We start from the raw sequence: 14,115 nt of genomic DNA on the forward strand, positions 1-14,115 counted from the left end.
GATGAAAGAAGAACGGAAGGAGAGTGCCTCATGGGAAAATCCATTACAGGTAAAAACGAACAATTAACATACTTAAAAGAACGCCTCACGATGTTCATGGAAGTTCTTGATCATATCGAACCGGAAAATACGGAGTTGGAAGATATAGACCGTTTAATCGGCATGTTAGATGATTTGGAAGGCAAAGTGGAACAATTCAAAACCCGCGAAGACTAATATCTGTTTCGATAGTATGATTTTTTCAATGTTAATATTCATGAAGGGATGACGGGAAAACTGCGTCATCCTTTTTTGATGGAAATGATTGGTGATGAAATTTAACTCATGGGCTATTTCTGGCGCTTTGCTCATTTCTCTCCAAATTGCTTTTCATTATGAAAAATAATTACTTGTTTTCGAAAGATTATGTTAGATGTATAATAAAACGGGTGTTGTATCATTCGCTATTTATAGAGAAGCAGGGAAATGATTAAATTTAGGGGAAATAAGAGGGGGAAGAGAAATTTGGATATTCAAAAATTCCAAGAAAGTATGTACAGTCTAATCGTTGAAACTTCAACGAATCTTCCAAAGGATGTTCGTCGTGCGGTCAAAAGTGCAAAACAACGTGAAAATGCAGGTACTCGTTCTGCATTAAGCCTGACCACCATCACGAATAATATTACAATGGCTGACGACAATGTATCACCGATTTGTCAGGATACTGGTCTGCCGACTTTCAAAATAAAAACTCCAGTTGGCGTGAACCAACTTGAAATAAAAAAAGCAATCCGGAATGCGATCATCTTAGCGACAAAGGGCGGAAAACTTCGTCCAAACGCAGTTGACTCTTTATCGGGTGAAAATAGCGGGGATAACCTTGGGGAAGGTCTTCCTGTCATTAAATTCGATCAATGGGAAAAAGACTATATTGATGTTCGGCTCATCTTAAAAGGCGGCGGCTGTGAAAATAAAAACATCCAATACAGTCTGCCTATGGAGCTTGAAGGATTGGGAAAAGCGGGCCGTGATTTGGACGGAATCCGTAAATGTGTCCTTCACTCTGTCTACCAAGCACAAGGACAAGGCTGCAGTGCCGGCTTCATCGGCGTTGGTATCGGAGGGGACCGTTCATCCGGATATGATCTGGCTAAGGCTCAACTTTTCCGCAGTAATGAAGATGTGAATCCGAATGAAGACCTTCGTAAACTTGAAGATTACATCATGAAGACAGCTAATGAATTAGGAATCGGCACGATGGGCTTTGGCGGCGAAACTACACTGCTTGGATGTAAAATCGGTGTCATGCACCGTATTCCGGCAAGCTTTTTCGTATCCGTTGCTTACAACTGCTGGGCGTTCCGCCGTTTAGGAGTTAAAGTCAATCCTGAAACAGGCGAAATCAATGAGTGGTTATATCAAGAAGGGGAGAAAATCGACTTTGCTTTGGAAGCGGAAAAAGCAGCGAAGGATGAAGTGGCAGCCGCTGCAGAATCGGACGTTGAAGCTTCCCGTGAAATCACCCTGCAAGCACCAATCACGGAAGAACAAATCCGTGAATTAAAAGTTGGTGACGTCGTTCATATTAACGGCAGAATGTATACAGGCCGTGACGCCATCCACAAGCACTTATCTGAAAATCCTGCACCAATCGACCTGGATGGACAAATCATCTACCACTGTGGACCGGTTATGCTGAAGGATGAAGAAGGCAAATGGCATGTGAAGGCTGCCGGACCGACAACAAGTATTCGTGAAGAGCCATACCAAGGCGATATCATGAAACGATTCGGCATCCGTGCAGTTATCGGTAAAGGCGGAATGGGACCAAAAACACTAGAAGCACTAAGTGAACACGGCGGCGTTTATCTAAATGCAATCGGCGGGGCTGCTCAATATTATGCAGACTGCATCAAATCCGTCGAAGGTGTGAACTTCACTGAATTTGGTATTCCAGAAGCAATGTGGCATCTGAATGTTGAAGGATTTACTGCCGTGGTTACCATGGATTCACATGGAAACAGCCTGCATAAAGACGTTCAACAATCTTCATTGGAAAAATTGGCACAATTCAAAGAACCAGTATTTAAATAAATGTATGGCAAAAGACGCTCACCAAACGGTTGGGCGTCTTTTGCATAGCTTACTCTTCTATTTCCGGCAGTGGATCGATCCTCGATGCATCCTCTAAATTCAATCCACTTTTCACAAAATGAACAAACACTCCACCACTTAAACCAAGACAACCAACAAAGCCTAAAGTGATAACCCATTCCAGCATTTAATTCCCCCCCTGCTAATGTATATGAAAAAAAGGCGAAAATTACCTCAGAAAAGTACAATCTTTTGGAAAGGTCGCACATACATTAGAAGAGAAAGGGGGGATTTTCATGCAGAATAACTACTTCTTATTCTTTATGGCCATGCTAACCGGTTTTGCTTTCATCAAACTTCCTGTGGCAAACACGATTTTCTCCGGACTTGAAACATTCCTTGACGTAATCGGAATTGTAATCGTTCTCATTTTCGCTATCGCCATTATTTGGAAGGCGGCACAAGCGTTATTTAAAGGATAAACAAAACATGGAGGGCCAATCCTTTTCGGAGGAGACGCCCTTTTTTATTTCTGATTATAGACACGAACTAACTAATTCGGCCTCCGGGGCGTTAATTTGATCCAGAGCGAAATTTTATTCGACCCACGGCGCGAAAATTCGACCTGCGTTGGCAGTAATTCGACCCACGGCGAGATCAATTCGACCTACGTCGGCAGTAATTCGACCCACAAGGCGAAAAATTCGACCTACAACGAGATCAATTCGACCCACAAGGCGAAAAATTCGACCTACAACGAGATCAATTCGACCTTCACAATATAATGCATATAAATCTCCATGTTCCAAACAATAAGAAAAAAGAACATGGGGGATATTCCAAATGAAAAAAATGGTGATTTTATCCGCTTTTATTTGCTTGATATGCTCTTTGGCAAGCCCGGCTTTTGCAGAATCCTATAACTGGGGTTTCAATAAAGGGAAAAATGGGACACCTGCCGATGCCGGTAAAAAATTCAATGAAATGCTGCCTGAATATGAAGCGATTTATAAGGGGGATACAAAGAAAAAAGTCGTTTATTTAACATTTGATAACGGTTATGAAAATGGCTATACGGCTCAAATTTTGGATGTTCTGAAGAAACATGGTGCTCCTGGAGCTTTTTTTGTCACGGGTCATTATTTAAAAACGGCACCTGAGCTTGTTGTCCGAATGGCTAATGAGGGACATATCGTAGGAAACCATTCATGGAACCATCCGGATATGACCAGCGTGACGGATGATGTGATTCGTACGGAGCTTGAGAGGGTAAAAGAAGCAACGGAAAAATTAACGGGACATAAGGGAATGAACTACTTAAGGCCGCCTCGTGGGGTATTTAATGAGAGAACAATGAAGGTCGCAAAAAAAGAAGGGTATTACCATATCTTCTGGTCACTGGCATATAGAGACTGGATTGTTGATCAACAAAAGGGTGCCGCGTTCGCACACGATGAAGTTCTTAAGCAGATTCATCCCGGTGCGATTTTATTATTGCATACCGTATCGAAGGATAATGCGGAAGCATTGGACTCGATTCTGACGGATCTTGAAAAACAAGGGTACGCTTTCGGTAGCCTTGATGATTTAATGATTGAGAAGCAGTTGCCGAACCGAATGCTTTATTAAAATGAGAGGCGGGTCCTGTAGAGATAATTCAGGTCCCGCTTTTATCCATTCTCCTCAATTTCAAGTAATATTTCAGGAAACATGCTATAATACGTGGAAAACTGCTAAAGGATGGATCGCTTGTGTGGACAGAAAAATTACAGGTTCAAGGACCCTATAATTTCGATCTAGTTCTCGAACGATTATCGTTAGACCCACTTCAGGTAGTTGATTTTACTAACAGGACGGTAAAAGTTCCGCTATATATAGAAAAAGAACCAATCGTTTTGCAGGTTCAGGCAATAGGAAATATCGATGAACCATCTTTTATCATCAAAGGTCATTCAGAGGTATACAAGTCAAAAGCAATCGAACGGTTAAAAAAGGTTTTTCATTGGCATCAGCCATTAGAAGGCGTTTCCCGGCATTTCCGGGAATCCGATTTGCGGGAAATCTTCGAAGAGCACCGCGGTACTGCCATAGTCTTGGACTTCGATTACTACAGTTGCCTCGTCAAATGCATCATACATCAGCAATTGAACTTATCCTTTGCCCATACGCTTACGGAACGATTCGTTAAAACCTTCGGCTACCAGATGGAAGGTGCCTGGTTTTATCCGACGCCGGAAACAACCGCCCAACTTAAAATCGAGCAATTGAGAGCCATTCAATTCAGCGGCCGGAAAGCGGAATACGTCATCGGACTTTCCGAGCAAATCATTCAGGGCCATCTCAACCTTGATATAATGGAAAAGCTATCCGATCAAGAGGTTATGGATACACTAATAAAAATACGCGGTATCGGTAGATGGACGGCTGAAAACTTCCTGCTTTTTGGACTTGGCCGGTCGAATCTATTTCCTAAAGCCGATATTGGCATTCAAAATGCCTTGAAAATATTATATGGCTTACCGCAAAAGCCAACCCTAGAAGAAATGGAGTCCTATAGTGAGAAATGGGCTCCATATCTAAGCTACGCTTCCCTCTATTTGTGGAGAAGCATTGAAAAACGGAGTGAAAAGAAATGACAAACATTCAAGATACAAAACTGGAAGTGAACCAAACCCTTCCCCTTACGATTAAACGGCTTGGCATTAATGGAGAGGGAGTCGGTTATTTCAAAAAGAAAGTCGTCTTCGTCCCAGGAGCATTGCCTGGTGAAGAAATTGTAGCTTTGGTCACAAAGGTGCAGCCAAACTTCACCGAGGCGAAAATAAAAACCATCCGTAAAGAATCACCGCATCGCATTGCAGCGCCATGTCCGGTTTACGCTGAATGCGGCGGATGTCAGTTACAGCATTTGAGCTATGACCAGCAGCTTATCGAAAAGCGCGATATCGTCATTCAAGCGATGGAACGCCATTCAAACTTCCCAGTTTCTTCATTAAATGTAAAAGAAACGATCGGTATGGAAGATCCTTGGAATTACCGCAATAAAAGTCAGTACCAAGTCGGCCAAAAAGATGGTAAATTGATTGCTGGCCTTTACGGCTTGAATTCCCATAATCTAATCGATATCCCGAATTGCCTTGTACAGCATAAGGCAACAAATAAGGTAACACGTACAGTGAAAAAGATACTAAAGAACCTGAACATCTCGATATATAACGAAAGAAAAAGAAAAGGTGTTATTCGTACGGTCATTACACGGGTAGGCTTTGAAACAGGTGAAGTGCAGGTTGTCCTTGTTACAGGTGCGGAGGAAATTCCACAAAAAGATCAGTTGCTAAAACAAATCCGGGACCAATTGCCAGAAGTGAAATCGGTCGTTCAAAACATCAACAACCGGAACACATCACTGATCTTTGGTGAAAAAACGATTCATCTGGCAGGCGAAAAAGTCATCAACGAAACATTGGGTGACCTATCATACGAACTATCAGCCCGTACATTCTTCCAGCTTAACCCCGTTCAAACTGTTCGCTTATATGATGAAGTGAAAAAAGCGGCAGCCTTAACCGGCACGGAAAAAGTGGTTGACGCTTATTGCGGTGTAGGAACCATTGGGTTATGGCTGTCTGAAAATGCCAAGGAAGTCAGAGGAATGGACGTCATTAAAGAATCCATCGAGGACGCCAAGAAAAATGCCAAAAAACATAAACGCGACAATGTATACTATGAAACAGGCAAGGCCGAGAATATCCTTCCACGCTGGACAAAAGAAGGCTGGAAACCGGACGTACTTGTCGTCGACCCGCCAAGATCCGGCTGTGACCAATCATTACTGCAGACAATCTTGAAAGTAAAACCGAAAACCATAGTGTACGTATCATGCAACCCTTCCACATTGGCGAAGGACCTACAAGAACTGAGCACTTCTTATCGCGTTGAGGCCATACAGCCTGTGGACATGTTCCCGCAGACGAGCCATGTAGAGTGTGTCTCGCAACTCATTTTAAAAGAAGGAAACTAACGAATCGCTATTTGCCTTTGTATAGAGTTTTTACACGATAAATATATTATTGGAATCACGTATTATTTAAGGGAATAAAATACTGATTTTCTGAGAACATGTTTTATTAAAACATGTTCTCCTATTTTTTATCCTTCTTCATACTGTAATTCTAGTGGGTTTGAGCTATAAATGCGTTTTGGGTATTCAAGTCCGCCGTCAATTCCATTCAGGACCGATTTTCGTTAAAATAAACATTGTATAGTTTTTCACAAATTATAAATGTCCAAAATGTACTTGTGTTTGATAATAAGTTATTAAGCATGATATAAGTGTAAGTGTAAAAGAAGTGGAACAATTGGCTTTATATTTTTTGACCGAGAGTTTGAAGTTGTATCCATAGTGAGAGGATTTGAGTTTGAAATGATAGATAATTTTTGGCGTGATTTACCACGACCATTTTTTGTACTTGCACCAATGGAAGATGTGACAGATGTTGTTTTTCGTCACGTGGTAAGTGAAGCCGGTCGACCGGATGTGTTTTTCACAGAGTTTACAAACTCGGATAGCTATTGTCATCCAGAGGGCATGAAAAGTGTGCGTGGCCGTTTGACTTTTACAGAAGATGAACAGCCAATGGTGGCACATATTTGGGGGGATAATCCCGAATATTTCCGTCAAATGAGTATTGGCATGGCAGAGCTAGGATTTAAAGGCATCGATATTAATATGGGCTGCCCTGTACCGAATGTGGCATCGAGAGGGAAAGGTAGTGGCCTTATTCTGCGTCCAGACGTTGCGGCAGAACTTATTCAAGCAGCAAAAGCGGGCGGACTGCCTGTCAGCGTGAAAACACGACTTGGCGATAATGATGTAAATGAGTGGGAGGAGTGGCTGACGCATATTTTAAAACAGGATATTGCGAACCTTTCCATTCATTTGCGTACAAGAAAGGAAATGAGCCAAGTAGATGCGCATTGGGAGCTAATTCCGGAAATCAAAAAATTACGTGACCGTATCGCACCAAATACGCTACTAACAATCAATGGAGACATTCCTGATCGTCAAACTGGGCTGCAGCTTGCTGAACAATATGGTATTGATGGCGTTATGATCGGGCGAGGTATTTTTAAAAATCCTTTTGCTTTTGAAAAAGAGCCAAAAGAGCATAGCAGTAAAGAATACCTCGATCTTTTAAGACTGCAGCTTGATCTTCAAGATCAATACGCGGAAGAAGTGCCACGTTCAATCACAGGGCTACATCGCTTTTTCAAAATTTATGTCAAAGGATTCCGTGGAGCTGGTGAATTAAGAAATCAATTGATGAACACGAAATCAACAGATGAAGTGCGTGCATTGCTTGATAACTTTGGAAAAGAATGTTGATGGGAGCAATAAGCAGAGTGATCCGGGAATCTGTAAAAGGTTCTCGGATTTTAACCTGCGTTTATTTCCATCCATTTGTGAAATAATGAAAGTACTGTGAATAGAGAAATACATAGGAGGTTTTTGGATGCATAATCATGATATATTAATTCGATTAAGATATGCGCTTGATATTAAAAATAAAGATATGGTAGAGATATTTAAACTAGGGGAGATCGAAGTGACAATGGAAGAAGTCATGCAGATGCTCACAAAACCAAAAGATGATTATTATGATGAATATGAAGAATATGATGATATGGATGAAGAGGAAGATGGGGTAACCTGCAATAACATGATGTTAGAGTCCTTTTTAAATGGTTTGATCATTTTTAAAAGAGGGAGACAAGAGCCAAAACCTGGTCAGCCTCAAAGTCAGGCACCTGCTGTAAAGAATAAGGAAAGTGTGAACAATATCCTTCTGAAGAAACTGAAAATAGCATTATCATTAACCAGTGAGGATATGATTGATATTTTGGAAGAAGCAGGAGTCATGATAACCAAAGGGGAATTAAGCGCTATACTAAGAAAAGTGGGTCATAGGAATTATAAAGAGTGCGGAGATCGATACGCGAGGAATTTCTTAAAAGGATTAACTTTGAGATATAGGGGATAAGGGTTCAGTAACTGTTTCTATCATGCACATCATTACAATTAGGCCTTGATTTCGTGAAAAGTACTTTTTGCGATTTCAGGGTCTTTTTTCGTATGAACGTTATTGAAGGGATAGAAAGTGCGAAATAGTAAAAAACAGAAGGCACCCTCAAGGCACCTTCTGAAACATTAACCTTTTAAAAAGTCTGGCTTTGCGAAATTGGGGTTGGGATATTTATAGAAGCCTTCTCCTGCTTCTCTTCCGATTTTCCCTTTATCGATATACTCTGTTTTCAATAAGTTAGCCAGTTTTTCGATCTCTGGATCACCTGTCGCTTTCGCTTTTGCAAGTGAAATATTATAAGCTGTATTGATTCCTACCACGTCCAATATAGCGAAAGGACCAAGAGGTGCCCCTGTTGCGACCATCCACGTTTTATCGATGGTTTCCGTATCAGCCACTCCTTTTAATAAGAGCATTTGGGCAGCATCCAAAAGAGGAACCAATAAGGAATTCAGAATATAGCCTGGCTGCTCTTTATGTAAAGGCAAAGGAACCATTCCAATCGATTTTGCAAAATCAATCACTTCATCGAACACTTCACTATCCGTTCCAGGATGCTTCATGATTTCTGCCGTATTGTTTTTCCAGATTTCATTAGCGAAGTGCAAAGCGAGGAATTTTTTTGGACGGCCTGTCGCTTCGGCGAATTGGCTTGGTAATAATGTAGAAGAGTTCGTGGCGAAAATTGTTTTTTCAGGTGCCACTTTTCCTAACTCTGTGTAAAAATCGGTTTTGATTTGAACCACTTCCGGAATCGCTTCAATCACAAGATCAGCTTCTGCAACTGCCGCAGATAAATCACTGTGGAAAGAAATGCGGGCATAAGCAGTATTAAGATCATCCTCCGCAGCGCCTATGTCTTCTTTATAGTATGGCTTTAAATTAGTGATCCTATCTTTTGCACGTTCCAATGCTTCATCATTGATGTCATATACTGATACGTTAAATCCTTTGAATGCGGTTTGAAATGCAATCTGACTTCCTAAAACGCCGCTGCCGGCAATCGTGATATTCTGGTAATTCATAGTCATTCTCCTTTATTTCTTTGGATATCTATACTTGTTAATTATTTCACTTAGCTTGAAAATAGATGCAGGAATAGCTTAGGATATATATTATTTTCCCTTTAAGGGACCCGATAAACGCATAGTGAAACGTAACACCCCTTCTTAGATGCAGGAGTTTCTTCATCACATTCCTATCATTTTGGATTGATGATAGCTTGTACGTATTGCTCATTTCATCAGTTGCCCATTGCATTTCACCCGTAACCACATAGTTTATAATAAAAGGTTGGACGAGGTGCAAAAATGGATGATTACCAAAAAGTGATAACCATTCTTGGGAGTGCAGGAGGGGCCGCAAAATCAATACTTTCCATATTGAATAAATCAGCTATTGATAAAAAGGATCCAATCCATCTTTTTATATCCAGTTGTATTATTCACTTAATTGATATTAAACAAAAGGAAGAAAAATATTATCATGAATTATTTCCACAACTAAAAGATAAAATTGTACTGCATCAATTTGATTTAAAAGATACAAAGCGGTTTATTAAGCATCTTGAAAGCACAAAAACATTATGTGTCATTGATCTTTCATGGGCGGATACGGTTGAAATGCTGCAATGCTGCGACGCATTAGGCGTTAATTATGTTAATTCCGCTTTAGAAAACACAATGATCGATGAAAATGAAGAATTATATTATGGGTTTCCTCTAATTGAACGAATCAGGCTTTTTGAAAAGGTTAAAGATCAATTTTCCAATTCTACAGCTATCATTGGGTCGGGAATGAATCCAGGGGTGGTCCAATGGATGGCCATTGAGCTGTTAAAGAGTGATTCAGGGGAACGACCGCTTGGCTGTTACATTGTAGAGCATGACAATTCTTTTTTTAAGGACAAATCGAAGGCAAAGAATGGAGTTATATACACGACCTGGTCTCCCGAGTGCTTTCTGGATGAGGCTATTTCATGCTATCCAATGTTTATGAACCACCATACACCGCTCTTTTTATATGAAAATGTGTATGATGTCGAATTTAAGGTCACTTTAGGGGACAAGCAGTTTTACGGTTGTTTAATGGCTCATGAGGAAGTATATACTTTAGGTAAATTGTATGATATGGAAGGCGGCTTTTTATATAAGATAAATGACCATACAACGGAGTTAATCCGCTCGAAACTGGATGACGCCGATCAATTGTGGAACCATGACATGAAGGTTCTCGATCCGCTTGAAGCCGAACTTGACGGGGAAGATCTAGTTGGTGTCCTTATCGTTTATCAAGATAAGGAGCGTTATATGTATAATACATTAAAGAATCGCGATATCTTTTCCAAATACAAAACCAATGCAACATACTTTCAAGTGGCCTGCGGGATATATGCTTCATTATCGGTGCTGCTAATGGATCAAGTCCCCAAAGGGGTATACTATGTGGATGAGTTATTGTTAAATACCAATAATCATTACGGTCAATATTTGACCTATTATATGACGAGTTTTGTGATTGGGGAAAACAATCATTCAGATGGTCCATTACTTCACAGAATGAAAAAGATGAATCAATAATGTGAATTTTAAGTCGGAATCAATGAAGGGCGCTGGCTTAATTTTTCAACTATATAAAGTTGTGCACAAGGTGGGGGAAAGGAAAAAGGGAAATCCTTATTCTTCAAATATTCCTTCTGAATGTGCATAACTTTTTTTGTTTTTAGATCTTCTTTTCACGTGAACGTTACGGCAATATCCGGAGCTGATCAGCAGCTCTTTTTTTATTGTTGTAATGGACTTTAGCGTCCATTAGTACAATGTAAAACAGGCAAAAAAGAGGATAATTAATCCCCTTGCAGACTATAGACAATTTCAGTTTTTTTCTTTGAAAAAAATTCCAGCTTGATTTAAGAAATTCGCTCCTTTCCGCCGACTGTCTGCCAAGCGTCATCTGGAAGGGGGGGCGCAAATTTCTTCAATTCAGTGAGTTTTCGTCTCGTTAAAACAATTAAAAATCATGGAGTATAACCAAGCATTGTTTTAAAAATATGGTGAAAATCACTTCGGTAAAATCGTGAAGGGATTCTGCAGGAGAGCATTCCGGACTCCCTTTGTCGACAAACTGAAAGAGGATAATCAATCCCCTTGGTCGTCTTCATTTGTTTGTTCATCAGATTTTTGGACGATTTCTTTTAATTCACCAATGTCACCTTTTGCATTGATAATCTCAAAAATCTCATTTAAGCCTTCTGAGGTTTTTTCATCTTCCGTTTTCACTATACCCCTCCTTAATTAGGTTAATGGTTAAGGTCTCCAAAAAACCAGTAGATAAAACATCGGTTGCCTTGGAAAATTGATGAAATTCTCTTCGCATTTCCATTGATATAAACGCATTTTAGACGGATGTTGATTGTAAAAACTACAAAAATTCAAATTTTTTTGTCCACGCAATATGGACAACATTAAAATTATCTATTATTATGATTGTTATAACACTTAGTATAAAGGGATTTATGTTAATATCGAGTGTGTTTCTGGAAAAGACACGTGTATTTTTGGAAAAAAGGAAAAAAATACAATTTTTTAAATAGGGGTAAAACATATAAAGATCCTGCATTTATTCCAACCATCAATGAGGGGGTATATTAAATGTCAAGTGAAATATTAAATAAATTTTTGAAAGAAAATTTGGAAGATTTAAAAGAAAAGGGACTTTACAACGTTATTGATCCGGTGGAAGGTCCAAACGGTCCGGTAATCACCATTGCAGGCAGAGAGCTTATTAATTTATCATCCAATAATTATTTAGGTTTAGCAACAGATAGACGATTAATAGAGGCTTGCATAGAAGCGACGAAAAGATATGGTGTCGGTGCCGGTGCGGTTCGTACGATCAACGGAACGTTAGACATTCATGTCAAATTAGAAGAAAAGCTTGCCGAGTTCAAACATACAGAAGCAGCCATTGCTTATCAATCTGGATTTAACTGTAATATGGCAGCGATTTCAGGAGTGATGGATAAACACGATGCCATTCTTTCAGATGAACTGAATCATGCTTCAATCATTGATGGTTGCCGATTATCCAAGGCGAAAATTATTCCCTTTATCCATTCCGACATGGACGATTTACGGACAAAAGCACGTCAAGCAAAGGAGTCCGGATTGTATAACAAGATCATGATTATTACCGACGGAGTGTTCTCCATGGATGGGGATATTGCCAAGCTTCCTGAAATTGTGAAGATAGCAGAAGAGTTCGATTTAATCACGTATGTTGATGATGCGCATGGTTCGGGTGTATTAGGTAATGGTGCAGGAACGGTAAAACATTTTGGATTATCGGATAAAGTGGATTTCCAAATTGGAACATTATCCAAAGCCATTGGTGTTGTTGGAGGCTATGTAGCAGGAAAGAAAGATTTGATTGATTGGTTAAAAGTGAGAAGCCGTCCATTTTTATTTTCAACGGCTGCCACACCGGGAGCAGTTGCAGCTAGTATAGAAGCCATCGATATTTTGATGAATAGCTCAGAACTTCAAAATAAGCTGTGGGAAAACAGCGATTACTTGAAAAAAGGCCTAAAAGAATTAGGATTTGATATCGGGGAGAGCGAAACACCGATTACACCTTGCATTATAGGTGATGAAGCAAAAACGCAGCAATTCAGCAAGAGGCTGAATGAAGAAGGTGTGTATGCCAAATCCATCGTATTCCCTACCGTTCCAAAGGGAACAGGAAGAGTGAGGAATATGCCTACGGCTGCTCATACAAAAGAGATGCTGGATCGTGCAATTGCCATTTATGAAAAAGTAGGAAAAGAGATGTCGATCATATAAGAGATTGCTTGTTTCGTAGTTTAAAACATGGGGAGGGATTTTTGATGAAAAAGGTCTTGGTAACGGGGGCTTTAGGTCAAATTGGTTCAGAATTGACGCTGAAAATGAGAGAGATTTATGGAGCTGACAATATCATTGCAACAGATATTCGAAAAACGGACAGCGATGTTGCTCAATCAGGTCCATTTGAGATATTGGATGTTACGGATGAAAAAGCGATGTATAACATGGCAAAAAAACATGAAGTGGATACGATTATACATTTAGCCGCTTTATTGTCGGCAACAGCTGAAAAGAAGCCGCTTTTAGCCTGGCATTTAAACATGGGCGGATTGGTCAATGCTTTGGAATCTGCACGAGAACTTGATTGTCAATTATTTACACCTAGTTCCATTGGAGCGTTTGGTCCAACCACTCCTAAAGATTGGACACCGCAAGACATCATTCAACGACCGAATACGATGTACGGAGTGAATAAAGTATCCGGAGAGTTATTATGTGATTATTATCATCATAAATTTGGGGTTGATACGAGAGGTCTTCGATTCCCGGGACTGATTTCGTATGTCACACCTCCTGGCGGCGGAACTACCGACTATGCAGTTGAAATTTACTATGAAGCGATTAAAAACAAACGATATACTTCTTACATTGATAAGGGAACGTATATGGATATGATGTATATGCCTGACGCTTTAGCAGCCATCATTAATTTAATGGAGGCAGATGCCTCAAAATTAAAACATCGCAATTCTTTCAATGTGTCAGCCATGAGCTTTGATCCGGAGCAAATTGCAGCCGAAATTAAAAAGCATATTCCGGAATTTGTCATGAATTATGAAGTCGATCCTGTAAGACAATCCATTGCAGACAGTTGGCCAAATACAATTGATTCAACTTGTGCGAAGGAAGAGTGGGGATTCAAGGCGGAATATGATTTGGAGAAAATGACGAATGATATGTTGTTAAAGCTGAGATTAAAGTCCCTTTTAGTAACAGCATAATAAACCTGCCAGCCGAATAAAAGAGTTGCAATACTCTTTTATTCGGGTTACTTTATACAGGGGAATTTTAATGTTTAAGGGGTGAGCTGTTATAAACGATAAAAAGTAAGCGCT

Annotated in this window: 14 protein-coding genes; 11 read left to right on the plus strand and 3 right to left on the minus strand. The window is 40.0% G+C overall.

What is annotated here, in order from left to right; genetic code table 11:
- The first annotated feature begins 30 nt into the window (after positions 1-30).
- Complete coding sequence (locus OSJ91_RS03075) at positions 31-216, plus strand: SE1561 family protein (protein ID WP_101224874.1); 186 nt, start codon at positions 31-33, stop codon at positions 214-216.
- A 288-nt stretch (positions 217-504) separates the two neighbouring features.
- The gene (locus OSJ91_RS03080; RefSeq protein WP_133351834.1) at positions 505-2,073 is read left to right on the plus strand and encodes a fumarate hydratase; all 1,569 of its coding nucleotides are present in this window, start codon (positions 505-507) and stop codon (positions 2,071-2,073) included.
- A gap of 49 nt (positions 2,074-2,122) precedes the next feature.
- On the opposite strand, the gene OSJ91_RS03085 is transcribed toward OSJ91_RS03080, so the two are convergent.
- On the minus strand, positions 2,123-2,260 hold the full coding sequence (locus OSJ91_RS03085) for a hypothetical protein (RefSeq protein ID WP_170971547.1): 138 nt from the start codon (positions 2,258-2,260) through the stop codon (positions 2,123-2,125).
- A 109-nt stretch (positions 2,261-2,369) separates the two neighbouring features.
- Here OSJ91_RS03085 and OSJ91_RS03090 point away from each other — a divergent pair, with 109 nt between their 5' ends.
- The 6 genes from OSJ91_RS03090 to OSJ91_RS03115 all read left to right on the plus strand — a co-directional run bounded on the left by OSJ91_RS03090 (position 2,370) and on the right by OSJ91_RS03115 (position 8,114).
- Positions 2,370-2,555: a hypothetical protein gene (locus OSJ91_RS03090; protein WP_101224872.1), complete on the plus strand. Its 186-nt coding sequence runs from the start codon at positions 2,370-2,372 to the stop codon at positions 2,553-2,555.
- A 361-nt stretch (positions 2,556-2,916) separates the two neighbouring features.
- Positions 2,917-3,702, plus strand: a complete 786-nt coding sequence (gene pdaA / locus OSJ91_RS03095) for a delta-lactam-biosynthetic de-N-acetylase (RefSeq protein ID WP_485890961.1) — start codon at positions 2,917-2,919, stop codon at positions 3,700-3,702.
- 122 nt (positions 3,703-3,824) lie between these two features.
- The gene (locus OSJ91_RS03100) at positions 3,825-4,709 is read left to right on the plus strand and encodes a DNA-3-methyladenine glycosylase family protein (protein ID WP_350301160.1); all 885 of its coding nucleotides are present in this window, start codon (positions 3,825-3,827) and stop codon (positions 4,707-4,709) included.
- Positions 4,706-6,094: a 23S rRNA (uracil(1939)-C(5))-methyltransferase RlmD gene (gene rlmD / locus OSJ91_RS03105; protein ID WP_485890962.1), complete on the plus strand. Its 1,389-nt coding sequence runs from the start codon at positions 4,706-4,708 to the stop codon at positions 6,092-6,094. The genes OSJ91_RS03100 and rlmD overlap by 4 nt, the downstream gene beginning before the upstream one ends.
- A 402-nt stretch (positions 6,095-6,496) precedes the next feature.
- Positions 6,497-7,459 (plus strand): tRNA dihydrouridine synthase, encoded by a 963-nt coding sequence (locus OSJ91_RS03110; RefSeq protein WP_350301162.1) that lies wholly within the window; start codon positions 6,497-6,499, stop codon positions 7,457-7,459.
- Positions 7,460-7,586: 127 nt separating this feature from the next.
- Positions 7,587-8,114 (plus strand): YehS family protein, encoded by a 528-nt coding sequence (locus OSJ91_RS03115; RefSeq protein WP_485890963.1) that lies wholly within the window; start codon positions 7,587-7,589, stop codon positions 8,112-8,114.
- A gap of 167 nt (positions 8,115-8,281) precedes the next feature.
- Here the strand turns inward: OSJ91_RS03115 and OSJ91_RS03120 are convergent, their stop codons facing one another.
- Complete coding sequence (locus tag OSJ91_RS03120; RefSeq protein WP_485890964.1) at positions 8,282-9,181, minus strand: 3-hydroxyacyl-CoA dehydrogenase; 900 nt, start codon at positions 9,179-9,181, stop codon at positions 8,282-8,284.
- Positions 9,182-9,466: 285 nt separating this feature from the next.
- Between OSJ91_RS03120 and OSJ91_RS03125 the strand changes: the two genes are divergently transcribed.
- Positions 9,467-10,735, plus strand: a complete 1,269-nt coding sequence (locus OSJ91_RS03125; RefSeq protein ID WP_485890965.1) for an S-adenosylmethionine decarboxylase related protein — start codon at positions 9,467-9,469, stop codon at positions 10,733-10,735.
- Positions 10,736-11,293: 558 nt separating this feature from the next.
- Here the strand turns inward: OSJ91_RS03125 and OSJ91_RS03130 are convergent.
- Positions 11,294-11,434, minus strand: coding sequence for a hypothetical protein (locus OSJ91_RS03130; protein ID WP_350301166.1), 141 nt, complete (start codon positions 11,432-11,434; stop codon positions 11,294-11,296).
- Between the two features lie 372 nt (positions 11,435-11,806).
- Between OSJ91_RS03130 and OSJ91_RS03135 the strand changes: the two genes are divergently transcribed.
- Entirely contained in the window at positions 11,807-12,997 is a 1,191-nt protein-coding gene (locus tag OSJ91_RS03135; RefSeq protein ID WP_350301167.1) for a glycine C-acetyltransferase, read from the plus strand.
- A gap of 44 nt (positions 12,998-13,041) precedes the next feature.
- Positions 13,042-14,001: an L-threonine 3-dehydrogenase gene (locus tag OSJ91_RS03140; RefSeq protein WP_350301168.1), complete on the plus strand. Its 960-nt coding sequence runs from the start codon at positions 13,042-13,044 to the stop codon at positions 13,999-14,001.
- Positions 14,002-14,115 lie beyond the last annotated feature (114 nt).

This window comes from Bacillus sp. T-10(2022), assembly GCF_056502895.1.